Annotated in this window: 17 protein-coding genes and 3 pseudogenes; 15 read left to right on the plus strand and 5 right to left on the minus strand. The window is 70.9% G+C overall.

Going from position 1 to position 23,033, the window contains the following annotated elements:
• Positions 1-64: 64 nt before the first annotated feature.
• From AS97_RS03855 to AS97_RS03865, 3 genes and pseudogenes are all read right to left on the minus strand, one after another.
• Positions 65-919, minus strand: a pseudogene (locus tag AS97_RS03855) (PrpF domain-containing protein); the annotation flags it as partial.
• Positions 918-1,427, minus strand: a pseudogene (locus AS97_RS03860) (4-carboxy-4-hydroxy-2-oxoadipate aldolase/oxaloacetate decarboxylase); the annotation flags it as partial. The pseudogenes AS97_RS03860 and AS97_RS03855, both read right to left, overlap by 2 nt.
• 65 nt (positions 1,428-1,492) lie before the next feature.
• Entirely contained in the window at positions 1,493-2,161 is a 669-nt protein-coding gene (locus tag AS97_RS03865; protein ID WP_059142631.1) for a GntR family transcriptional regulator, read from the minus strand.
• Positions 2,162-2,356: 195 nt separating this feature from the next.
• Between AS97_RS03865 and AS97_RS03870 the strand changes: the two genes are divergently transcribed.
• On the plus strand, positions 2,357-4,933 hold the full coding sequence (locus AS97_RS03870; RefSeq protein ID WP_210567126.1) for a polysaccharide lyase family 8 super-sandwich domain-containing protein: 2,577 nt from the start codon (positions 2,357-2,359) through the stop codon (positions 4,931-4,933).
• Here AS97_RS03870 and AS97_RS03875 read toward each other — a convergent pair.
• A complete protein-coding gene (locus AS97_RS03875; protein WP_059142629.1) occupies positions 4,914-6,524 on the minus strand; it encodes an APC family permease in 1,611 nt (536 codons plus the stop codon). The genes AS97_RS03870 and AS97_RS03875 overlap by 20 nt on opposite strands.
• 200 nt (positions 6,525-6,724) lie before the next feature.
• Here AS97_RS03875 and AS97_RS03880 point away from each other — a divergent pair, with 200 nt between their 5' ends.
• From AS97_RS03880 to AS97_RS03895, 4 genes are all read left to right on the plus strand, one after another.
• Positions 6,725-7,576 (plus strand): polysaccharide deacetylase family protein, encoded by an 852-nt coding sequence (locus AS97_RS03880; protein ID WP_247204221.1) that lies wholly within the window; start codon positions 6,725-6,727, stop codon positions 7,574-7,576.
• Positions 7,577-7,627: 51 nt separating this feature from the next.
• On the plus strand, positions 7,628-8,182 hold the full coding sequence (locus AS97_RS03885; RefSeq protein ID WP_059142628.1) for a DoxX family membrane protein: 555 nt from the start codon (positions 7,628-7,630) through the stop codon (positions 8,180-8,182).
• Positions 8,183-8,310: 128 nt separating this feature from the next.
• Positions 8,311-9,351 (plus strand): alpha/beta hydrolase, encoded by a 1,041-nt coding sequence (locus AS97_RS03890; protein ID WP_210564339.1) that lies wholly within the window; start codon positions 8,311-8,313, stop codon positions 9,349-9,351.
• 46 nt (positions 9,352-9,397) lie between these two features.
• Entirely contained in the window at positions 9,398-9,868 is a 471-nt protein-coding gene (locus tag AS97_RS03895; RefSeq protein ID WP_210564340.1) for a hypothetical protein, read from the plus strand.
• Positions 9,869-9,938: 70 nt separating this feature from the next.
• Here the strand turns inward: AS97_RS03895 and AS97_RS03900 are convergent, their stop codons facing one another.
• Positions 9,939-10,706, minus strand: coding sequence for an NPP1 family protein (locus AS97_RS03900; RefSeq protein ID WP_059142625.1), 768 nt, complete (start codon positions 10,704-10,706; stop codon positions 9,939-9,941).
• 382 nt (positions 10,707-11,088) lie between these two features.
• Between AS97_RS03900 and AS97_RS03905 the strand changes: the two are divergent.
• The 10 genes and pseudogenes from AS97_RS03905 to AS97_RS03950 all read left to right on the plus strand — a co-directional run.
• A pseudogene (locus AS97_RS03905) lies at positions 11,089-11,576 on the plus strand (SUMF1/EgtB/PvdO family nonheme iron enzyme); the annotation flags it as partial.
• Positions 11,577-11,637: 61 nt separating this feature from the next.
• Entirely contained in the window at positions 11,638-12,828 is a 1,191-nt protein-coding gene (locus AS97_RS03910; protein WP_059142623.1) for an ROK family transcriptional regulator, read from the plus strand.
• Positions 12,829-12,896: 68 nt separating this feature from the next.
• Entirely contained in the window at positions 12,897-13,706 is an 810-nt protein-coding gene (locus AS97_RS03915) for an ABC transporter permease (RefSeq protein WP_210564341.1), read from the plus strand.
• Complete coding sequence (locus AS97_RS03920) at positions 13,703-14,482, plus strand: ABC transporter ATP-binding protein (protein WP_125761773.1); 780 nt, start codon at positions 13,703-13,705, stop codon at positions 14,480-14,482. Before AS97_RS03915 ends, AS97_RS03920 begins: the two co-directional genes overlap by 4 nt.
• A 76-nt stretch (positions 14,483-14,558) precedes the next feature.
• Positions 14,559-15,536, plus strand: coding sequence for an aliphatic sulfonate ABC transporter substrate-binding protein (locus tag AS97_RS03925; protein WP_086706007.1), 978 nt, complete (start codon positions 14,559-14,561; stop codon positions 15,534-15,536).
• Entirely contained in the window at positions 15,533-16,999 is a 1,467-nt protein-coding gene (locus tag AS97_RS03930) for a sulfatase-like hydrolase/transferase (RefSeq protein WP_210564342.1), read from the plus strand. The genes AS97_RS03925 and AS97_RS03930 overlap by 4 nt, the downstream gene beginning before the upstream one ends.
• On the plus strand, positions 17,000-19,360 hold the full coding sequence (locus AS97_RS03935; RefSeq protein WP_210564343.1) for a family 43 glycosylhydrolase: 2,361 nt from the start codon (positions 17,000-17,002) through the stop codon (positions 19,358-19,360). It begins immediately after the preceding gene.
• Between the two features lie 86 nt (positions 19,361-19,446).
• The gene (locus tag AS97_RS03940) at positions 19,447-19,680 is read left to right on the plus strand and encodes a hypothetical protein (protein ID WP_043236480.1); all 234 of its coding nucleotides are present in this window, start codon (positions 19,447-19,449) and stop codon (positions 19,678-19,680) included.
• A 123-nt stretch (positions 19,681-19,803) separates the two neighbouring features.
• Positions 19,804-21,702, plus strand: a complete 1,899-nt coding sequence (locus tag AS97_RS03945; RefSeq protein ID WP_210564344.1) for a sugar-binding domain-containing protein — start codon at positions 19,804-19,806, stop codon at positions 21,700-21,702.
• The gene (locus tag AS97_RS03950) at positions 21,699-23,006 is read left to right on the plus strand and encodes an extracellular solute-binding protein (RefSeq protein ID WP_059142616.1); all 1,308 of its coding nucleotides are present in this window, start codon (positions 21,699-21,701) and stop codon (positions 23,004-23,006) included. Before AS97_RS03945 ends, AS97_RS03950 begins: the two co-directional genes overlap by 4 nt.
• Positions 23,007-23,033: the final 27 nt, after the last annotated feature.

Here is a 23,033-nt window from a genome sequence, read left to right on the forward strand (position 1 = left end):
CGAAAAGGAAGGGTGGTGTGTGGCACGACCGGGCACCGGTGTGTGGGCGCCACGGAGCGCCGGATCAGGCGGGCCGGGGAAAGACCGTGCCGTCGAAGATCTTCCGCGCGGTGCGCACGACTGCCGTACCCCGTGCCACGGGACTGGCTCCGTTGTCCACGGCCGTGTCGATGTCCAGGAAGCCGGTGGGGTGCTCGATGCGCAGCCGCTCCCCCGTCGCCGGGAGCCGGGCCATGTCCTCGCCGACGTTTCCCTCGACACACAGCCCGGCGGCGACACTGGCGGCTCCCAGGACGCCGATCGCCGTGTGGCAGCGGACCGGGAGGAAGGTGCGGGTCATCACGGTGCCACCGTGGGCGGGCGGGGCCAGCAGGCTGAGCTTGGGCACGGTCGTGGCACGGACATCGCCCAGGCCCATCAATCGGCCTGCCGCCAACCGGATCTCCTGGAGCCGGGCGCCGAGCACCGTGTCCGCCTCCGGCTCGCCGGGGTCCTCGTAGCCGGTGACGTTCAGGGCGGACGCGGCGATCAGTACGGTCGGCATGCCGTTGTCCACTCAGGTCACCGGGGTGCCGTCGATGACGTCACGGGCGCGGCCGGTGGGCAGCAGAGGGCCGCTGCCCTGCTGGAAACCGATCACCAGCGGGGCGGCGGATCCCGGTACGCCCGAGATCTCGGCCGAGCCGGTGTAGTCGACGCGCCGGTCCAGGGTGGGAACGGTCACGGTGGCGTGGTCGCCGCTGTTGACCATCTTGATCCGCACCGGTGTCCGCCCGTCCCGGGCGGCGACCAGGCCCCGTTCGACGGCGAAGGGGCCGACTCCGGCCAGGAGGTTGCCGCAGTTCTGCCGGTCGGAGACCTCGGCCCGGCCCACACCGATCTGCAGAAACAGATAGTCGACATCGGTTTCCGGTGCACTGCCCGCCCACCACCACGGGCACATTGACGGATCCGGCCGTGGCCTTGACGGTGCCCTGCACGCACACGGCCGCCGACCAGACGGGGAAGCCCATCGCGCGCAGTTAGGCGGTGTCGCGCACCCCGGCGTCGATGGCCAGGCCGCGGACGCCGCGGTGGTGGAGCGCGGTGGCGAAGAGCTGGCCGAACATGCCGTCCGTGGACGGCGAGGTGGTGGCGACGACGAGGATGTCGCCCTCGGCGCACTGCTCGACCGCGGCGTGGATCATCAGGTTGTCGCCGGGCCAGCACAGCGCCGTGACCCCGGTGCCCGCGATGCGCACGTCCCGCTGGACGGGGCGCAGACCAGGGCCGAGGCATCCGGTGCGGCCCATGGCCTCGTGCACCGTGGCCACGCCATACCCCCGCAGGGCGTCCACGTGCTCGGCCCCGGCGCGTGGCGGATCGGTGACGATCGCACCGGCCGGCCGTGCGGCAGCGGGCGCGTCGCCCGCGTTACCGTGCGTCATCGCTGATATCTCCTTGCTGAACAAGGTCGGTGACCCACCCCGCGGCGCGAGCCCGCGTCATGTGCTCACGGCGTCGACGCCGGCGCTTCGTTCAAGGCGTCGATCACACTGGCGAGGTGGGCACGGACGGCCGCTTCGGCCGCCTGTGGGTCCCTGGCCCTGATCGCTTCGATCACGGCCAGGTGTTCACCCAGGGACCGCTGGGCACGCCCCGGCCGCAGCGCGAGCTGGAACCGATGGCGCACCAGCTGTGCGTTGAGCCGCTCCAGCAGTTCCACCGCCACCTGCTGACCGGAGATCTCCCGGATGCGGGCGTGCAGTTGGTGGTTGAGGTCGGAGTAGGTCAGCGGTTCGCCGTCGGCGACCGCCTTGGACATCGCCGTGCCCAGGTCGGCCAGCTCGGTCAGCTGCTCCTCACTGGCCTCGACGGCCGCCTTGGCGGCGCACAGCCCTTCCAGGACCATGCGGCATTCGGTGATGGCCACGGCCTCCTCCACGCTCACCACCCGCACCCGTGAACCACGGTTGCGGATCCGCTCGACCAGCCCCTCGGATGCCAGATCGATCAGCGCCGCGCGGATGCTCGCCCGTGTCACGTCGAATTGCTCGGCGAGCTCGTTCTCCACCAGCCGCTGGGCCGGTGCCATCTCCCCGCGCAAAATCGCCTGCCGCAGCCGCTCCATCGCATGCTGCTTGGCCTGCTCTCCGGTGCCTGGACGAGCTTCCTTCGGCATCGCGTGCCCTCCCTGAGTGAGTGCCTGTCGAAGGTAAATCTAGGCCAACAAGATTGTCCACGATTCTGTTGCCTATATTGGCGACATAAACCCGCCCGCAGCCCCCCGATTCCGATCCCGTGACAGGGGAAGCCGGGGTTGCTTGAATGGTGCGGCGGTTCCCCATCGGACCCCGTCGACCGTTGGAGCGTGCCCGTGCCTCTCTCGCGTCGTGCCCTCGTCTCCACGCTCCCGGCCGCCGCTCTGTCGGCCATGGCCCTGCCGCTGCGCGCACGGGCGGCGGGACATCCGGCCACACACGGCGAAACAGCGCCCGGTGAAGCCTCCGGGGCCGCGCATACCCGGCTGATCGACAACACCGTGGCCGTCTTCGCCGGGACGCGCGAAATGGGCGCCCGACCCGAGGTGCGCGCCAGACTCGCGGCCATCGCCGCGACCGCCCGCTCCCGGCTCACCGCGATGGACCGCGCCGGGCAGGGCGAGCTCTTCCAGGGCCTGGCACTGGGCACGAGCGATCCCAACCTGATCACCTCGTTCCAGTACCTCTACGAGATCGCCCTGGCCACCCGCACACCGGAAGGCGGCACACCGTCCGGGCTGCCCGGCGACACCGGTGTCCGGCGGCGCGTCATCGACGGCCTGACATGGCTCCATGAGCACTATTACGGCGACCAGTCGAAGGGCTACTACGGCAACTGGTTCACCTGGGAGATCGGCATCTCCACCCACGTCAGCAAGATCCTGGCGCTGCTCGCGGACGAACTCGCCGCGTACCGGCCCGAGCTGGCCGCCACCTACGTCGCCTCGATGGACGCGTATCTGCGCAATGGCAAGGCCGGTGACGTCGACCTCGACTCACGCTTCCACACCGGCGCCAACCTCGCCGACATCACCACCAACCGCATCCTCCAGGGCGCCGTGCTCGGCGACGACGCCCGGATCGCCAAGGCCATCGCCGACCAGCTGACGATCCTGGCCACGATCGACCCGTACGAGCTGCGGCACGGTGTCACCGACGGCTTCTACGCCGATGGCTCCTTCATCCAGCACGCGTCCGTGGCCTACACGGGCTCCTACGGCAAGGGGCTGCTCACCCGTGTCGTGCAGACCATCAAGATGCTCGACGGCACGGGCTACACCACCGACGACCGGCTGGTCCGCGTCGCCCAGGGGTGGGTGGTGGACGGCTTCGCACCGCTGATCTTCGAGGGCTGGCTGATGGAGATCGTCAAGGGGCGCGGGGTGTCCCGCCCGGCGACGGGGTACGCCGACGCGGCCGAGGTGGTGGAGGCCGTGGTGGGCCTGTCCGCCCATGCCACCGGCGCCGATGCCACGGCGCTGAAGGGCTATGTCTCGTATCTGCGGCAGACCTCGAAGGCCGCGCTCGACCCTTCGGCGTTCGTGTCCCCGGTGAGCATCGCCCGCTACACCGACATCCTCGCCGACTCCTCGATCCCGGTGCGGGACCTCGGGCCCGCCGAACGCCATGTCGCGTTCAACGCGATGGACAGAACCGTCCACCGGCGCCCCGGCTATGCCTTCGCCCTGGCCCGCAGCTCCTCCAGGATCAGCCGGTACGAGTACATGAGCGGCGAGAACTTGATGCCCTGGTTCCAGGGGGACGGCGCGCATCATCTGTATCTCTCCGGCCAGGACCAGACCCAGGCGTTCGGCATCGACTACCTCACCACCGTCCCGCCCCACCGCCTCGCCGGAGTCACCGCCCCCGTGGAGACCCGCCGCGCCGTCCCCGAGCTCTACGGCACGCTCTGGTACGACAACCCCGAACGTGGCTTCACCTCCTCGTCGGAGGCGCAGAACACCTATGTCTACTTCCCCCGCGGCACCCACCCGTTCTCCGGTGGCGCCGCCCTGGGCGCGTACGGAGTGGTGGGGCTCGTCCAGTCCGACGACGTGGCGTACGCCGCGAAACAGGCGGGCGACCTCCCCGACGACTTCGTGGTGTATCGCAACGCCGATGCCACCAAGTCGTGGTTCCTGTTCGACGACGAGATCGTGGTGCTGGCCGCGGGGGTCGGCGACGCCGCCGGCCGCGCGGTGACGACGACCCTCGACACCCGGATCGCCGCCCCCTCGGACACCCTCGCCCTCACCGGGCGGCTCCGTGGCGGTGCGCCCTGGTCCGGCATCGGCACGGCCCCGCTCGCCTGGCTGCGGTACGCCAATGCCACCCGGGCCGCCTCGGTCGGCTATGTCATCCTCGACGGGCCACCGCCCACGGTCACGCTCGACACCGTCACCCGCGGCCGCCGCGCCGTCCGCCTCGCCAACCCCGACCTCCCGGTGACCAAACAGCTCTTCGCCGTCACGGTGGAGCGCTCGGCCGGGGCGCCGCACACCTCGATGGCGTACGCCCTCGTCCCGAACGCCACCGAACGCCAACTGGGCGCCTACGCCCGTCGGCCACTCGCCGTCCTGGCCAACACGGCCCGGCTGCAGGCCGTGGCCCACCGGGGTCTGCGGATCACCGCGCTCAACGCCTTCGCCCCCGGCACCCATCGCGCCGGGCGGCTGTCGGTGCGCGGACCGGGCTCGGTGCTCCTGCGGGAGGCCCGGGACGGCGCCTTGGCCATCGCGGTGTCCGATCCGACCACCGAGCGCGACACGGTCTCGGTCGTCGTCCGCGGCCGCAGGATGCGGGCCGTGGCCGCGGACGACGGGGTCCGGGTGGGCCGGGTGCCCGGCGGTACCCGGATCGTCGTCACCACCCGCCACGCCTACGGCCGGAGCTTCACGGCGACGCTGCGCTGACCTGCGAGGCGCGCAGGTGCCGGGCGCCCGCGCGGACCGCCCACACGAACACGGCGAGGGCGAGGACGCCCACCGCCACGGTGTCGTACGGCGCCGGGAGGCGGGCGGAACCGCCGAAGGTGCCGAGCCACGACAGCACGGTCAGCGCGGCCAGATGGAAGACCAGCCAAGCGCCGCGCCGCAGCTCCTCCCCCAGGGACGCGCCGCCGTCCTCACGACGCTGCAGCAGGAACAACACCGCGCCGACCAGCACGAAGGGCAACGCGAGCCGCAGATCGTGCCAGCCCGACCAGTAGACGAACTCGCTGGCCACCACGAAGCTGACCGGTGCGATCCAGCGCACCCCCGGCACCCGGCCCTCGGCCCGCGTCACTCCCCGCTCGCGGTCGTGTGCCCGGAATGCCGCGACGGCGACCGCCGAGGCCGCGTAGATCAGCAGATACATGTCACCCATCACGCTCACGATGTCCTGCCAGCCGCCGAACGGCAGCATGAAGACGACGATGACCGCCAGGTTGAGCAGCAGTGCCCGGCGCGCCACCCCGGAGCGGGGGTGGATGCGCATGAAGAAGCGGGGCAGCAGCCCGTTCTTGGCCAGGGCGTAGGTGTGGCGAGCGTCGATGGCCACGCCCACGTAGGCCGATCCGCCTGGTGAGATCACCGCGTCGGCGTAGAGCAGCGTGGCCAGCCAGTGGAGGTTGAGCACCAGCGCGAGTTGCCCGAAGGGCGACTCGAAGTTGACGCCCTTCCAGCCGTGGCCCAGCAGCGACTCGGGCACCGTGAACAGGAAGGCAAGCTGGAGCCCGAGGTAGACCAGCACGGCGAGGCCGATGCCGGTGAGCACCGCGGCCGGTACGGTACGGCGCGGGTTGCGGGCCTCCCCGGAGAAGTCGAGCGGGGCCTGGAAGCCGTTGACGGAGTACACGATGCCGCCACCGGCCAGCGCGGTCAGGCAGGCCGCGTAGCCGTACGGCGCGAAACCGCCGTGATCCGTGAGGCGTCCGGAATGGGTGCCGGACAGGAACAGCGCGACGATGGTGAGGACGGGGACGACGACCTTGAACACCGAGATGAGGTTGTTCAGCCGGGCGAATATCCGCACGGCGAACCAGTTGCACACCGTCAGCACGACACTGAGCGCGACGGCCACGCCGAGTCCCGAGACCGTGAGTGTGCCGCCGCTGTAGAGCCCCGGCAGATAGTGCGCGGCGTACTGCATGATCGCGCTGATCTCGGCCGCCGTACCACCCACCGAGAGCAGCACGGACCAGCCGATCATCGTGCCGACCAGCCGTCCGCTGGCGTACAGCGGCCAGCGCACGGTGCCACCGCCCTCCGGGCGGGTGGCGCCGAGCTCCACCATCACCAGGGCGATCAGGGCACACAGCACACCCGCCGCGATCCAGGACAGCAGGGCGGCGGGGCCGGCGGTCTGAGCGGCGTACAGGGCCGCGAACAGCCACCCGGACCCCAGGATGTTGGAGAACCCGATCGCGGTCAGGCCCCAGAATCCGAGGTCCTTATGGAGTCGCCGCTCCTCGGCGAGCACCGCCGGGGCGGCGGTGGGCTCCGGTGGGTGGTTCTGCGGCACGTGGCTCGTCTCCTCGGTGGTGCACGAAATACAAAGGCCCAGCGTGCCATGCGTGCCGATGGGCGCCCCGACGCGCCCCGGACCTCGGTGCGAGCCCATGGCCCTGCCCGGCCCAGAGCTCATGTCCATGCCCGGCGATCGACGGAAAAACACACCTCACCAGCGAGAAATCGCCGCATATCGACCAGGGGCGTGCTCTCATGCTTCAGGTGTCCCCTTTCTCCCGCCGTGATGTCCTGCGGTCCGCGAGCGGTGCCGTGGCGGCCACGGCGTGCGGCGTCGGCTGCGGCCACCACCCCGTGTCCTCGTCGTCCAGACCCGCCGGTGCCACCGGGACGCCCTCCTCCGGTACGGCCACGCCCGCCGGACACGCGCCCCGCGGACCGGTGCGTTTCCCCGGACTGCCGCCCCAGATCACCCACGGGCCGCGCGGCGGAAACACGGTGGCCCTCACCTTCCACGGCCAGGGCGACCCGGAGCTGGCCCGCTCGCTGCTGTCCGAGGCCGAGCGGGCCGGGGCCCGGGTCACCGTCCTCGCCGTCGGCACCTGGCTCGACGAACAGCCGGAGCTGGCCCGGCGGGTCCTGGACGGCGGCCATGAGCTGGGCAACCACACCATGCGGCACCGCGCCGTCTGCGCACTGCCCGCCGACGAGGCGTACGCGGAGATCACCGAATGCGCCGACCGGCTGCGCCGCCTCACCGGGACCATCGGAAGCTGGTTCCGGCCGTCGCGGGCCCGTACCGCCACGGACCTCGTGACCGGTCTGGCGGCCCGCGCCGGGTACCCGCACGTCCTCTCCTACGACGTGGATTCCCAGGACTTCCAGGACCCTGGGCCGGACGCGGTGCGGGACACGATCCTCGGCCGGGTCCGCGCCGGTTCCGTGGTCAGTCTGCACTTCGGTCACCCCGGAACCCTGACCGCGCTGCCCACGGTCCTCGACGGTCTGCGCGGCCGCGGTCTGCGCGCGGTCACCGCGACGGAGCTGATGCACTCCGATGGCGTACCAGCGACAGCGGGCCCCGGGAGGCGTACCGACACTGGGTGAGACGCCGGGCGGCCGCCCATGGTGTGCCCGTACGGGAGCGGAGGAGACCCCATGCACCACCGCAAGGATCTCGGACTGCTGGCACTGCGCCTCGGTGTGGGCGGGGTCCTGGCCGCGCACGGCGCGCAGAAGCTCTTCGGCTGGTGCGGCGGCGATGGCCTGGACGGTACCAGCCAGGCCATGGAGGCGATGGGCTTCCGTCCGGGGCGGGTCAATGCCTTGGCAGCCGGGCTGGGCGAGGCGGGCGGCGGGCTGCTGCTCGCGCTCGGCTTCGCCACGCCCGTGGCCGGGGCGGCGGCCGCGGGGACGATGGCGGGCGCGGTGTCGGTGAACGCGCCGGCCGGCTTCTTCGCCCAGTCCGGTGGCTACGAGTTCCCCGCCCTGCTGGGATGTTCGGCGGCGGCACTCGGGATCGCGGGGCCCGGCCGCTACTCGCTCGATCACCTCACCCGCCATGCACTGGACCAGCCGTGGCTGATCGCGACGGCGTTCACCATGAGCGCGCTCACGGCGGCCGCGGTGATCAGACGCCGGATCGCGGTGACCTCGGAGCGGGAGCTCGCCGAGGAGCGGGGGTCCATCGACGAGCAGGAGCTCGCCGAGTAAGGCGCGCCCCTCCCCCTCACCCGCATGCGTCACCTCTCCGGCAGGTGACGTACGGCGTGCGAGGGTCGCACCGGTGCGCCATGGTGGATGCCAGGGCCCGGGAGTGGTCGCACTGGTGGAGGGTGCGGATGTTCAACAGGCGCAGCTTCGGGAAGATCGTGGGCGCGAGTGCGGTCGGGGCGCCGTTCGCCATCCGGGCCACCGGCTCGGCGGAGGCCGTCAACGGAGCCGACTTCGTCGCCGACGCGCCGCACACGTCCTTCGCCGCCCTGCGGCAGATCAAGGCCGGGGAGCTGAACGTCGGCTACGCCGAGGCCGGTCCGGCGCATGGCCCCGCCGTCGTCCTGCTGCACGGCTGGCCCTATGACATCCACAGCTATGTCGATGTGGCGCCCTTGCTGGCCGCCGAGGGCTATCGGGTGGTGGTCCCGTATCTGCGCGGCTATGGGACGACGCGCTTTCGGTCATCCCGGACGTTCCGCGACGGGCAGCAGTCGGTGTTCGCCCTCGACCTGCTCGCCCTGATGGACGCCCTCGGGATCGAGCGGGCGATCCTCGCCGGATACGACTGGGGCTCGCGGACGGCCGACATCGTCGCGGCGCTGTGGCCCAACCGCTGCAAGGCCCTGGTCTCGGTGACCGGCTATCTGATCACCAACCGGGAGAAGAACAAGCAGCCGCAGCCGCCGAAGGTCGAATGGGCCTGGTGGTATCAGTACTACTTCGCCACGCGGCGGGGCGTGCTCGGGCTGGAGAACCCGGAATACCGGCGTCAACTGGCCCGGCTCGTCTGGCGGTTCAACTCGCCGACATGGCGCTTCGACCAGGCCACCTTCGCGCGCACCGCCGCCGCCTTCCGGAATCCGGACTACGTCCGCATCGTGATCCACAACTATCGCTGGCGGCTGGGGCTCGCGGCGGGTGATCCCCGGTACGACGGTTTGGAGCGGCGCCTCGCCAAGGGTCCCGTCATCGACGTGCCCACGGTCACGCTGGACGGCGGGCGCGATCCCTTCACCCCCGCCGGGGGCGGTGCCTCCTATCGGGACAAGTTCTCGGGTCCGTATGCCCACCGGACGCTGAAGGGCATCGGCCACAATGTGCCCCAGGAGGCTCCCGAAGCCTTCGCCGATGCCGTGGTCGAGGCCGACGGTCTGCGGCGGCGCTGAACACCGCCGCCGGGCCTGGTGCCACCACGTCCGAAGGGGGCAGGGGATGGCGGAGTTCGAGGTGGCCACCGGCGCCGCGGGGGTCCCCGAGGGCGACGACCGGGGCCGCCGGGCCGCGGTGCAGACCGCGTTCGAGGGGCTGCTGCAGATCCGCCGGCTGATGAACGCCGACGCCGCCGACCCCGAAGGTGTGCCCGCCGAGTGGGAGCGGCGGCAGCCGGTGCGGGCCGTGGCCCTCGCTCTCGAGGCCGCCGGTGTTCCGCCGTCGGCCACCGACGCGGAGGGCCGCCGCACGGCGACCGGATACCGCCTCGGCGCGGCGGAGGGGACGGGGGTGGTGCGGGTCGAGTGGCTGGGGCCGCCGGGAAGCGGCGCCGGGTACGCGGCGGAGGACGCGCTGCGCAACTGTGCGGCCGTGCTGCGACGGCTGGGCTGGGAGGCGCTGGAGTACCGGGGGGCGCGCCGCCATCGCTATCTCGAGGTCGAACCGCCGCCGATCGGGCCTTCCCGGAGCTGACCCGGCCCGGTGCGAACCGGCCCGGGAAGCGCGGGCCGTGACGCCACGTCGCCTCCCGGGGCGGTGCCGCTCACGCGTTGGGGTCGAAGGGGATCTCGGACGGCTTGGCCTTCGCGAGGTGCGAGGCGAAGGTGCTGTCCTTGAGGCCCAGGGTGGCGCTGCCGAAGTCGGCCTGGCTCAGCTTGTCGCGCAGCCCGGCGGGGTAGCCGTTCCAGCCGACCAGCGCGGGGTACTGCCAGGTCTGGTGGTGGTTCTCCGGCGGCTCGTCGTTGGAGTTCGCCGGGCGGAAGCAGTGGGTGCTCACACCGTCCTTGTGGTACACGACCTTGGGGTGGGTCCCGTCCCAGCGGATCTGGTCCCGGTTGTAGATGTTGAAGTTGCCGTGGGCCGAGGTGGCGACGTACTTGGCCTCGTTGTCCTGCACCCACACCACGACGTGCTCCCAGTCGTGGCGGTGTCCGCCGAGACCACTGCCGGCCACGGCCTGGTCCTTCTCGAAGTACAGGCCGTAGATGATCGCGCACCACCCGTTGTTGCACTTGGAGCGGGAGTATCCGTTGGTGTTGTCGAGGTCCCAGGAGTCGCGGCACTGGCCGTTGAGGGCACCGCTCGGGTTGAGCCCGCCCGCGATCGTCCCGTCGGGCCCGATGGCGGGGGTGGGGTAGCAACCGTCGGTGTCGTAGTCGAACGCCGGCTGGAACGTCTGCTCCGTGCCGTCCGCGTTGGCGGGCAGAGCCGTGGGCGGGTCCGCGAGCGCACTGCCCGGAAAGGCTACGACGAGCGCGATGGCGCTGCCGAGGATGGCGGATCCCCTACGGATCCGCGAACTCTTCTTCACTGCGTCCTCCTGAACGACCGCGGCGTGGCACCACGAGGGGGGGGTGGTTGGCATGCTCAGGTCAGCATGATCGCATTCCTCGAGCCGCGGCGGGAGATGTCGTCGTGATGAAGAGTCAGCCAACAGCTATAGCAGGTGACGTGGGGTGGCACCCAGGAAGCGGTGGGCGGTGGGCGCGGGACGTGGCGGGTCCGCGAACGGTTTCCGGTGAAATACCCGGCGCGGACCGCGGGCAGCGTTCCCGCAGGGCGGCGCGCCCGCCACCGCCTCGCAGGAGTTTCGCGTGGACCGCGTCCAGGCACGCCGCTGTACGCCGTCGCGCGGCGGTGCGACCGCCCCCGCCCCTGCGGCCACGGCACACACCGGCAGCCACGAGACGGACATGGCGCTACTGCCGGGCGGGACGTTCCTGATGGGCGCCGAGGACGCGGACGGCTTCCCCGCCGATGGCGAGGGGCCGGTCCGTGAAGTGGCCGTGGCCGCGTTCCGCATCGATGTGCACGCGGTGACCAATGAGCGGTTCGCCCGCTTCGTACGGGAGACCGGACATGTCACCGAGGCCGAACGGTTCGGCTGGTCGTATGCGTTCGCCGGGTCCCTGCCCGCGGCGCCGCGCCCCGAGGGGACGCCGTGGTGGTGCGGGGTCGAGGGGGCCTCGTGGCGGGCGCCGGAAGGGCCGGCCGCCGACTGGTGGGCCACCGACCACGCCGACCGGCGGCGCGCCGATCCCGGCGGCCCGGCCACCGGTACGCCAAGGGGATGCGCGGCGGCTCCTATCTGTGCCACCAGTCGTACCGCAACCGCTACCGCGTGGCCGCCCGCACCTCCGACACCCCCCCCGACAGCTCCACCGGCAGCCTCGGCTTCCGTACCGTCGCGACACCTGAGCTTCTTTTATTCCGGGATGTTGACGAAATAGCCTGGCGTGCCCATGCTGTTCGGCATGCACCCCCATCAGGACGGCCCGCTGGCCCGGCTGCGGCGGGGCCACGAAGACTTGGTACTGGAGCTGTTGCGCAAACACGGCCCGCTCAGCCGGGCCGAACTGGGACAGCACAGCGGCCTCTCCCGGACCACCCTCAGCGATATCGTCACCGAGCTGATCGAGAGCGGCGCCGTGGTCGCCACGGCGCCGGAAGCGGCCCCGCGCCGGCGGGGACGGCCGGTGGAGGCGCTGACGCTCAACCCCAGCGCGGGCCAGGCCATCGGTATCGACTTCGCCCGCCGGGCGGTGCATGTCTCCGCGGTCAACGTCGCACACGAGGTGATCGGGTCGGCCAGCGAACCGCACGACCCGGGACTGCCCTGGGAGGAGCGGATCACCCTGGCCGAGCGGCTGGTCGGCACGCTCGCCGACGGCGCCCTGCGGCTGGGCGCGCTGAACGCCATCGGGGTGGGTGTGGTCGGCCCGGTCGGAGATCCCGACTCCGGGCCGCCGGACCCATGCCCCTCCGCCGATCTGACCGCCCTGCTGCGCAAGCGTTTCGAGGCACCGGTGCTGGTGGACAACAACACCCGGCTCGCCGCGCTCGCCGAGGCGACCTGGGGCGCGGCGGCGGGCGGTCAGGACGTGCTGTATCTGCGGCTGTCCCACGGTGTGGGCGGCGGGCTGGTCGTGGGCGGCTCCCTGCACCGGGGGGCGTACGGCCTGTCCGGCGAGTTCGGCCACATCGCGGTCGAGTCGGGCGACGGGCGATGTTCGTGCGGCGCCACCGGCTGCCTGGAGACGGTGGCCTCGGTGGGCGCCATGCTCGCCGCCTACCGCCGCGCGGGCGGACACGCGGACGGCCTGGCCGCGCTCCTCGGGGCGCTGGCGGCCGGCGATCCGGTGGCGCTGCGCACGCTGGAGGCGGCCGCCGTCCACATCGGCACCGTGCTGGCGGCGGTGTGCAACGCGGTCGGCCCCGGGGTGATCGTGCTCGGTGGCGAACTCGCCGCGGCCGGCCCACCGCTCTTCGAGCCGGTCGAACGGGCGCTGCGCGCACACATCATGCCGATCTCACGGGACCGTGTGGACCTGAGGCCGGCGACGCTCGGCGAGGCCGGTGGCGCCCTGGGCGCCATCGCCCTTGTCCTGCATGAATCCCCCCTGCTCAGCCATTACCCGGCCCGCCCGGGCTGAACGGCCCGCCCGGGCTGAACGGCCCGCCCGGGCTGAAGAGGAGGACCCATGAACCCCGCGAGGCGTCCATGACAGTGGTCACCGCGCCCGAGAAGACCCCCACGACACCGGAAGCGCCACGCGGCGCACGACGCACCGTCCACCCCCTCGTGTTCAATCTGATCGCCCTCGTCCTGGGCGTCACCATCTGGGCCCTGACCGCCGCCGCGGGGCTCGCGGACATCCCCGGACCGCTCTCGGTCAGCTCCAGGGCGCGTGAACTGCTCGCCGACGGAACCCTCACCCAGGACGCGCTGGCCAGCCTGCAGCGGGTGCTCCTCGGGTTCGCGCTCGGCACCCTGGTCGCCGTGCCCGTCGGCTTTCTGATGGGCTGGTACCCGGTCGCCCGGGGCCTGTTGGAGCCATACGTCCAGTTCTTCCGTACGATCCCGCCGCTGGCGCTGATCCCCCTGGTGATCGTCCTGATGGGCATCGGCGAGACCCCGAAGATCTTCGTCATCTTCCTGGCCGCGTTCATGTCCTGTGTGGTGGCCGCCTTCCAGGGGGTGACCGGCGTGGACCGGACGCTGATCGACGCGGCGCGGGTGCTCGGCGCCTCGGACCGGACCGTCTTCCTCAAGGTGGTCATCCCGGCGTCCACGCCGTTCATCCTGGTCGGCATGCGCATCGGGCTCGGCGCGGCCTGGGCCACCGTGGTGGCGGCCGAGATGATCGGCGCCCAGAAGGGACTGGGCTTCGAGATGGTCCACGCCCAGACCTACTACGACGTTCCCACGATCTTCGTGGGCCTGATCAGCATCGGCGTCATCGGCCTGGTCATGGACCGGTTGCTGCTGGTGGCCGACCGCCGTCTCACCGCGTGGCAGGAGCGCCGATGAGCCCCAAGATCTCTTTCCGGGACGTGGCCAAGACCTACCCGATGAAGAACACCACGTTCACCGCGCTCGGCCAGGTCTCACTGGACATCGGGGACCGGGAGTTCGTCGCGGTGGTCGGGCCGTCCGGGTGCGGCAAGTCCACCTTGCTGAGCATGGTGGCCGGACTGGTGGAACCCACCTCCGGCACGGTCACGGTGGACGGTGCTCCCGTCTCCGGGCCGGGGCCGGACCGTGGGGTGATCTTCCAGCAGTACGCACTGTTCCCGTGGCTGACGGTGCGCGGCAATGTCGAGTTCGGGCTGAAGCTGGCCCACGTCCCCGCCGCGGAGCGCAGGCGGCGCGCCGAACACGCCATCGAGCTGGTCGGGCTCGCCGACTTCGCGGACGCCCTGCCCAAGACCCTCTCCGGAGGGATGAAACAACGCTGCGCCATCGCCCGGGCCTACGCCGTGGACCCCGAAGTCCTGCTGATGGACGAGCCGTTCGGGGCACTGGACGCGCTGACCCGGGTGCAGTTGCAGGACCAGCTGCTGGACACCTGGACCAAGGAGCGGCGCACCGTCCTGTTCATCACGCATGACGTCGACGAGGCGGTGTATCTGGCCGGGCGGGTGGTGGTGATGGCCGCCCGGCCGGGCCGCGTCCACCGGATCGTCGACGTGGACCTGCCCTATCCGCGGACCGAGGAGATACGGCTGTCCGCGGAGTTCGCCAGGATCCGCAACGACGTCTGGACCCAGGTCTACCACCAGTCGCCGGCCGACTCCGCCGCCTGACCTGCCTCCTCCCTCCACGCCCCTCCACCCCCCTCCACACCCCTCCCCACCCCACTTCCGAAGGGACTCACCCGAGATGAGGATGAGCCGACGCGACTTCATACGCACACTCTCCGCGACCGGTGCGGCACTGTCGGTGGCCGCGTGTTCGTCCTCCGGCGGCGGCGGTTCCGTGGTCAGGTTCGGCTATATCGCCGACTACAACGGCGCGAGCCTGCTGGCCATCGCCGAGGACCGCGGCCTGTGGAAGAAGCACGGTCTGACCGCCGAGCCCAAGGTGTTCGTCAACGGTCCGGTCCAGATCCAGGCCCTGCGCACCGGGAATCTGGACTACGGCTATATCGGGCCGGGCGCCCTGTGGCTGCCCGCCTCCGGCAAGGCCACCATCGTGGCCGTCAATACGCTCACCTACGCCGACCGGGTCATCGCCCGGCCCGGTATCGCCTCGATCCGGGATCTGAGGGGAAAGAAGGTCGGCGTTCCCGAGGGCACATCCGGTGAGATGGCGCTCAATCTCGCGCTCCAGCAGGCCGGGATGACCATGAAGGACATCTCGAAGGTGGTGATGGACGCGCCCACCGTCGTCTCCGCGTTCGCCTCCGGGCAGATCGACGGCGCCGGGATCTGGTACCCCCTCATCGACACCATCAAGGAGAAGGTGCCGGGGATGAAGGAAGTGGCGAGCACCGAGGACATCCCCGGCTCCACCTTCCCCACCGCCTTCGTCTCCGGCGCCAAGGGGAAGCCGGAGCGCGACCGGAAGGTCGTCCAGGTGCTGCAGGAGGCCAACGACTGGCGGTCCGCGCATGCCAAGGAGTCCATCGCGCTGGCGGCGAAGCTGCTCAGGGCCGACGAGGCGAAGGTGGCGGCGGACGCGGAGCATGTGAAGACGATGACGACCGCCGAGCTCGTCGCCAGAACCAAGGACGGCACCGTCGACAAGTGGCTGGACGGCATGAGCCGGTTCTTCGTCCGGACCGGGCAGCTGCAGAAGTCGCCCGCCCCGTCCTCGTTCTACGCCGGTGACCTCTACACGAAGGCGGCCGCCCGATGAACCTGCTCTTTCTGATGACCGATCAGCATCGCGTCGACACCCTCGGCTGTTACGGCAATCCGCATGTGGCCACGCCGAACCTGGACCGGCTGGCGGCGACCGGCACCCGCTTCGACCGCTTCTACACCCCCACCGCCATCTGCACCCCGGCCCGAGCCAGTCTGCTCACCGGCCAGGCGCCGTTCCGCCACCGGCTGCTGGCCAACTACGAACGCAACGTCGGCTATCTGGAGGATCTGCGCGAGGACGCGTTCACCTTCCCCACCGCCCTGGCCGAGCGCGACTACCAGCTCGGCCTGGTCGGCAAGTGGCATGTGGGCACCCACCGCAACGCCGCCTCGTACGGCTTCGACGGGCCCGATCTGCCCGGCTGGCACAACCCCGTGGACCATCCGGACTACGCGGCGTATCTGAAGGAACGGGGCCTGCCGCCGTACCGGATATCCGATCCGATCCGCGGCACCACGCCCAACGGCAATCCGGGCAATCTGCTGGCGGCGCGGCTGCACCAGCCGGTGGAGGCCACTTTCGAGCACTATCTGGCCACCCGGGCCATCGAGCAGCTGGAACGCTACGCCGCGGACGGGCGGCCGTTCTTCCTGGCCACCCACTTCTTCGGGCCGCATCTGCCGTATCTGCTGCCCGACGCGTACTTCGACGCCTACGACCCCGGCCTGGTGGAGCTGCCCGCCTCGATCGCCGAGACCTTCGAGGGAAAGCCACCGGTGCAGCGCAACTACAGCGCACACTGGACGTTCGACACCATCCCGATCGAGGTGACCCGCAAGCTGATCGCGGTCTACTGGGGCTATGTCACACTGATCGACGAGCAGATCGGGCGCATCCTCACCCGCCTCGACGAGCTCGGACTGGCCGATGACACCTCGGTGTTCTTCACGGCCGACCACGGCGAGTTCACCGGCGCCCACCGGCTGCACGACAAGGGCCCGGCGATGTACGAGGACATCTATCGCATCCCCGGCATCATCCGCGTCCCCGGGGCGGCCCCGCAGGTCCGCGAGGAGTTCATCAGCCTCACCGACTGCACGGCCACCATCCTGGACCTCGCGGGCTGCGACACCTCACCGGCCGTGGACAGCCGAAGCCTGGTGCCCCTGGTGCGGGGCGAGCATCCGCGGTGGCCGACCGAGTTGCTCGCCGAGTTCCACGGCCACCACTTCCCGTATCCGCAGCGGATGATCCGCGACGAGCGCCATAAGCTCATCGTCAATCCCGAGTCGGTCAACGAGCTCTACGACCTGGACGCCGACCCGCATGAGCTGACCAACCGCTACGAGCACCCCGAGCTGCTTCCCGTGCGCCGCCGCCTGATGCGCCGCCTGTACGACCTGCTGCGCGAGCGCGGCGACAACTTCTACCACTGGATGACCCCGATGTTCGACATCGGGGACCTTGACTACGACCCGAGCCTGAGCTCCTTCGAGCCGGAAGGGACCGCGTAGATGAGACGCAGTCCTGGCACCCTCGTCGCCACGCTGCTGTGTGCGCTGGTGGCCGGGCTGCTGCCCGCGGCCCGGGCGACGGCCGCCGCGCGCGCGACGGCGGAGGACACCACCACGGCCCGCGAGGCGCCGACGTACCACAACCCCCTGACGGCCGGGGTGGTCGACACCTTCCCCGACCCGGTGATGATCCGGGGCAAGGACGGCCTGTGGTACGCGTACGGCACCCAGAACCCGGTGTTCCGGAGCAAGGGCGAGGACGGTGAGCGGATGCTGCCCATCCTTCGCTCGGCCGACATGGCGCACTGGGAGTACGCCGGAGAGGTCTTCACCCCTGAGACCAAACCCGCCTGGCACAAGGGCGCCCGGCTGTGGGCCCCCGACATCCGCTATGTGAACGGCCACTACAACCTGTACTACTCGGTGTCCTCGGGGAACACCGTCGGAGTGGCGACGGCGCCCACCCCCACCGGACCCTGGACCGACCAGGGGGCCGTGCTGCCCTCGCCGAGCGGCTGCGCCACCGGCAACATCGACCAGGCCCAGTTCACGGACGAGGGCGGGCAGCCCTATCTGTACTGGGGGAGCTACGACACGATCTGCGTGGCGAAGATGAACGCCGCCCGCACCGGTATCGAGGGCGCGGTGGCGGAAGTGGCGCAGGGCCGCCGGATGGAGGGCGGGTTCGTCGTCCGCCGCGGTGGCCACTACTACCTCTTCTACTCCGACGCCGGATGCTGCGACGGCGCCTACAGCGGCTATCAGGTCAAGGTCGGCCGGGCGACCAGCCCGACCGGGCCCTTCGTGGACGACGAGGGCGTTCCGCTGACGGCCGCGACCAGCAAGGGCGGCGTGGTGCTGACCGCGAACGGCAACGGATGGATCGGCCCCGGGCACAACGCCCTGCAGACCGATCTGTCCGGCCAGGACTGGCTCGTCTACCACGCCATCTCCTCCGACGACCCGGATCTGAAACCGGCGGCGGGCGGCACGCTGAAGCTGTCCAAGCGGCCGATGTTGATGGACCGGCTGGACTGGATCGACGGCTGGCCGGTCGTTCGGGCCGGGGCCGACGCCTCCCAGGGCGCGCAGCGGGCCCCGGTGGCCTCCTGGGCCGCGGGCGGCACCTTCAACGACGGCTCGCTGAAGGGGTGGCACGCCGGTGCCGGTGGCGGCACCGACGGCTGGAGTGTCGGACACGAGCAGGACGCCCAGGGCTTCGTCACACCGCGCGCAAATCCCGCCGGCCCCGTCTCGCTGGTCTCGGACCGCTCCGCCCCGGCGGCCCGGCGCGCCGAGGCGGACCTGCGGGTCGGCTCGGCCACCGGCGCGGCCGGACTGCTGGTCCGCTACACCGGCCCGGACGATGTCGTGGTGGCGTGGCTGGACAGGGCGCGCAACGCGTTGGTGACGGACGTGCGGATCGACGGCCGAAGCCGTGGCGCTCGGACGACCCCGCTCCCGGCGGACTTCGCCTGGGACACCTGGCACAACGTGGCCGCGGAGGTCCGCGGCACCCGGATGACCGTGGAGGTGAGCGCGGACCGGCTGCGGGACGCGGTGGCCACCCAGGAGCGGACACTGCCCGCGACGGCGGTCCGCCCCGGCAAGGTCGGCGTCGCCGCCCGCGGCGCCGGAGCGGCCGCCGACAACGTGGGGGCCACGGCGCTCCACACACCGGTCACCACGCGCATCCCCGAGCGGGCGCCGGGCCCGCTGCTGCCCGCCTACAGCGACGAGTTCGACACCGCCACCGTCCCCGGCACCACGGCGGACTCGCCGTGGTCATGGGTGCGCGGACCCGCGTCCGGGGTCACGATGGCCGATGGCGCCCTGTCCTGGCCGACTCAGGGTGGCGAGCTCTGTCTCGGCACCAATACGGCGTCGGTGCTGACCCGCGACGCTCCCCCGGGCGACTACACCGTGGAGACCAGGCTCCGCTTCGCTCCGGGGCGGACCAATCAGCAGGCCGGGCTGGTGCTCTACGGCGATGACGACCGCTATCTGAAGCTGGTGCACTCGGTGCTCCCGGTGAGTCACACCGCCGGAAAGGCCACGCACGTCACGGAGTTCGCGAAGGAGGGCGAGCGTCCCACCACCACACCGCCGACCCCGGTGGCCTACGGGCCGATGTTCGGTGGCCCGCCCGCGGACACGCTGTGGATGCGGCTGTCGTACCACGCCGACACCGCGCGGGACGAGACCGAGGTGCGCGCGGCCACCAGCACGGACGGTGTGCACTGGGTACACACCGGCGTCTGGACCCTGCCGACCGTGAACAAGCTCAAAGTCGGTCTGGTCGCGCAGAACACCGCGGGCGCGGTGGCGCGCTTCGACTACGTGCGCACCTACCGCCACTGACGTTCCGAGCGAGCCCCCGTCCTATGCTGATCACCTTTGTTGATGCGCGACGGGGGCCGCTCGGCGGCCGGAGAAGGTGAGCGAGCGTGGCCAAGCCTGTACGTGCGGCGATCGGGGACGTGTGGATCACATGCGTGTTCTGCAAGGGCGACCTTTTCCGGGACCGCGAGGTGAAGCTCAACAGCACCGGCATGGAGCTGTTCAAGTTCGGCTGGGCCAATGAGTCGGCCACCGGGTTGATCTGCTGGAACTGCGGCTATGTGCACCTTTTCGCCAACACTGACATCGAGCTGTACAAGGTGAAGAAGGGCGAGATCTAGCCACGCCCACCGGCGGCCGGCGGAGGTCGCGGTAAAAGATGGTGCGCGAGATCTTTACAACGATGTAAACGGGTGATGGCATACCCCTGCCCGGCCGAATCCCCGCCCCGTCCCGGAGACCCCATGGCTCACACCGACGCCCCCTCGCCCGACGTGTCGAACGCCGTTCCACGGCCCGAATATCCCCGTCCCAGCTTTGTCCGTGAGAACTGGCTCAATCTCAACGGTGCCTGGCAGTTCACCTTCGACCCCGGTGACAGCGGACTCGAACGCGGTCTGGTGCACCAGGAGCTGGACGGTCGGATCCTGGTCCCGTTCTGCCCCGAGTCCGAGCTGTCGGGGATCGGTGACACCGACTTCCACCCCGCGGTCTGGTACCGGCGCACGGTCCGGATCCCGGCGGACTGGGCCGGCCGGCGGGTGCTGTTGCACTTCGGGGCCGTCGACCACGACGCCACCGTCTGGGCCGACGGCCGCGAAGTGGCCCGGCACAGCGGCGGCTTCACCTCCTTCACGGCCGACCTCGGCGAGGTGGCGGACCCGTCCGGTGAAGGGGCTGAGGTGGTGATCGTGGTACGGGCCCGGGACGCCCGGCACGGCCCGCAGGCGCGCGGCAAGCAGGCCACCGAGTACGCCAACAGCGACTGCCACTACACCCGCACCACCGGCATCTGGCAGACGGTCTGGATGGAGCCGGTGTCCGAGGTCCATCTGCGCAGGCCCCGGATCACCCCCGACCTCGCGTCCGGGGCGTTCCACCTCGAACTGCCGCTCAGCGCCAACCGCCCGGGTCACCGGATCACGGCCCGGATGAGCGACGCGGACGGCGAGACGGTGGCCGAGGCGACCGTGCGCGCCGACCTCGATATGGCACCCCGTATGGTGCTCGCGCTGCCCGAGGACCGGCGCCGGCCGTGGTCTCCGGAGGACCCCCATCTGTACCGGGTGCGATTCGAGTTGCTGGACGCCGACGGCGAAGCCGTGGACCGCGCCGAGTGCACCGCCGGGCTGCGGTCGGTGGCCATCGACGGCAAGCGGCTGCTGCTCAACGGGCGCCCCCTCTTCCAGCGGCTGGTCCTGGACCAGGGCTGGTACCCCGACGGGCTGATGACCGCGCCCGACGACGCCGCCCTCGTCCGGGACATCGAGCTGTCGCTGGCCGCGGGGTTCAACGGGGCCCGGCTGCACCAGAAGGTGTTCGAGGAGCGGTTCCTGCACCACGCGGACCGGCTCGGCTATCTCGTCTGGGGCGAGTTCGGCGACTGGGGAGCCGGCACCGGGCGCACCACCCGGGACAACCAGCAGCCCACCGCCGGATTCATCGCGCAGTGGCTGGAGGCCGTGGAGCGGGACTACTCCCGTCCGTCGATCGTGGGCTGGTGCCCGCTGAACGAGACACACCAGGAGCTCCACGACCGGCAGAGCGTCCTGGACGATGTCACCCGGGGCATGTTCCTGGCCACGAAGGCCGCCGACACCTCCCGTCCGGTCCTGGACGCCTCCGGCTACTCCCACCGCGTGGCCGAGACGGACGTGTACGACTCGCACAGCTATGAACAGGACCCCGAGGAGTTCCGCCGCCAGATGGCCGGGCTGGACAAGGACGAGCCGTTCCTCAACCCCGACAACCGGGGAAACCCCGGCAAGAGGGACACCGACGCGGTGTGGTCGCTGCCGTACCGCGGCCAGCCCTACTTCTGCAGCGAGTTCGGCGGCATCTGGTGGAATCCGGAGGAGGCGGAGGCCGCCGCGGCCGGTGACGACCGCGAGGTGTCCTGGGGCTACGGGGAGCGGCCGCGGACCGAGGAGGAGTTCCACACGCGCTTCGCGGGGTTGACCGCGGCGCTGCTCGACGACCCTCTGATGTTCGGCTACTGCTACACCCAGCTCACCGATGTCTTCCAGGAGCAGAACGGCGTCTACCGCTTCGACCGGAGCAGCAAGCTCGACGTGGCGCGGGTGCGCGCGGCCCAGCAGCGCCCCGCCGCCTTCGAGCGCCCGGCCGGTGAGGAGGGGCGATGAGCGGTCTGTCACGGCGTGGTCTGCTGAGAGGCGCGGTGTACGGGGCGGGCGCCGCCGTGTCGGCGTCCGCGCTCAGCGGCTGCGGTTCGATCGCCGGAAGCGTGGCGAGCGCCGATGAGATCCAGTACTGGACCCTGTTCACCGGCCCCGACGGCGAACTGATGAAGACGATGACCCAGAACGTGGAGAAGCGCGTCCCGGATCTCAAGGTCAGGACGACGGTGCTGGACTGGGGCCCGCCGTACTACACCAAGCTCGCGATGGCCTCGGCCGGCGGCCGCTCGCCGGATGTGGCGATCATGCACCTGACCCGGCTGGCGGGCTACGCCCCCGGCGGTCTGCTCGACCCCTGGGACACGGATCTGCTGGCGGAGTTCGGCCTGAAGCAGGACGACCTCAACAAGACGCTGGTCAAGCGGAGTCTGTACCAGGGCACCCCATATGCCATTCCGCTGGACACCCACCCCTTCGTCGTCTTCTTCGACCGGGACGTCATGGACAAGGCCGGTCTGCTCACGGGCGACGGACAGCTCGTGCCCTTCGAATCGCCGAAGCACGCCCTGGAGCTGATGGACAAGCTCCGCAAGGACACCGGCAAGCTCGGGCCCGTCTTCGGCCATGCGAACGACGCGGCGATGGGCTGGCGGATGTTCTGGACGCTGTTCAGCCAGACCGGCGCCACTTTCGATCTCACGGGCGAGCGGGCCGAGATCGACGAGGACACCGCCGTCGAGGTGGTGCGCTTCATGGCCGACCTGGCGCGCGACAGCCGCACCATGGACGTCCAGACGGCGATCGCCGCCTTCGCCAACGGCCGCTCCCCGATGATCTTCTCGGGCGAGTGGGACATGGCCACCTACAAGACGGCCCTCAAGGACAGGCTGGGCGGTTCCCCCATCCCCACCTTCTACGACCGTCCGGCCGGGGCGTCCGACAGCCATGCGCTGGTGCTGCCGCACCAGGACAACCCGGATCCGGAGCACCGGCGGCGCACCCACCGGTTCGTGGCCGAGCTGGTCAAATCCGGGCTGACGTGGGCGTCGGCGGGCCATATCCCCGCGTACACACCGGCCGTCTCGTCCGCGGGCTACGCCAAGTTGCGTCCGCAGTCCGAGTACGCGGGCGCCGCGAAGCAGCTCGTGCTCGACCCGCCGGTGTGGTTCGCGGGCTCCGGCTCGGACTTCCAGACGCGGATGTGCCAGGCGCTCGATCCCGCGCTCGGTGGCTCGTCGTCCCCGGCGAGTGCGGTGCGCACGATGGTCTCCCAGATCAACACCCTGATGGCTCAGCCGAATCCGGCCTGATCGCGACGGAATCGCAGAAAGGAGCGA

Origin of the sequence: Streptomyces sp. AgN23 (assembly GCF_001598115.1) — a bacterium.
Classification (GTDB): Bacteria; Actinomycetota; Actinomycetes; order Streptomycetales; family Streptomycetaceae; genus Streptomyces; species Streptomyces antimycoticus.

Excerpts from the sequence above, each read along its gene's own strand:
- AS97_RS03865 (WP_059142631.1), bottom strand. The coding sequence starts at position 2,161 with ATGCCGAAGGAAGCTCGTCCAGGCACCGGAGAGCAGGCCAAGCAGCAT.
- AS97_RS03880 (WP_247204221.1), top strand. The coding sequence starts at position 6,725 with ATGCTTCAGGTGTCCCCTTTCTCCCGCCGTGATGTCCTGCGGTCCGCG.
- AS97_RS03885 (WP_059142628.1), top strand. The coding sequence starts at position 7,628 with ATGCACCACCGCAAGGATCTCGGACTGCTGGCACTGCGCCTCGGTGTG.
- AS97_RS03890 (WP_210564339.1), top strand. The coding sequence starts at position 8,311 with ATGTTCAACAGGCGCAGCTTCGGGAAGATCGTGGGCGCGAGTGCGGTC.
- AS97_RS03895 (WP_210564340.1), top strand. The coding sequence starts at position 9,398 with ATGGCGGAGTTCGAGGTGGCCACCGGCGCCGCGGGGGTCCCCGAGGGC.
- AS97_RS03910 (WP_059142623.1), top strand. The coding sequence starts at position 11,638 with ATGCTGTTCGGCATGCACCCCCATCAGGACGGCCCGCTGGCCCGGCTG.
- AS97_RS03915 (WP_210564341.1), top strand. The coding sequence starts at position 12,897 with ATGACAGTGGTCACCGCGCCCGAGAAGACCCCCACGACACCGGAAGCG.
- AS97_RS03920 (WP_125761773.1), top strand. The coding sequence starts at position 13,703 with ATGAGCCCCAAGATCTCTTTCCGGGACGTGGCCAAGACCTACCCGATG.
- AS97_RS03925 (WP_086706007.1), top strand. The coding sequence starts at position 14,559 with ATGAGGATGAGCCGACGCGACTTCATACGCACACTCTCCGCGACCGGT.
- AS97_RS03930 (WP_210564342.1), top strand. The coding sequence starts at position 15,533 with ATGAACCTGCTCTTTCTGATGACCGATCAGCATCGCGTCGACACCCTC.
- AS97_RS03935 (WP_210564343.1), top strand. The coding sequence starts at position 17,000 with ATGAGACGCAGTCCTGGCACCCTCGTCGCCACGCTGCTGTGTGCGCTG.
- AS97_RS03945 (WP_210564344.1), top strand. The coding sequence starts at position 19,804 with ATGGCTCACACCGACGCCCCCTCGCCCGACGTGTCGAACGCCGTTCCA.
- AS97_RS03950 (WP_059142616.1), top strand. The coding sequence starts at position 21,699 with ATGAGCGGTCTGTCACGGCGTGGTCTGCTGAGAGGCGCGGTGTACGGG.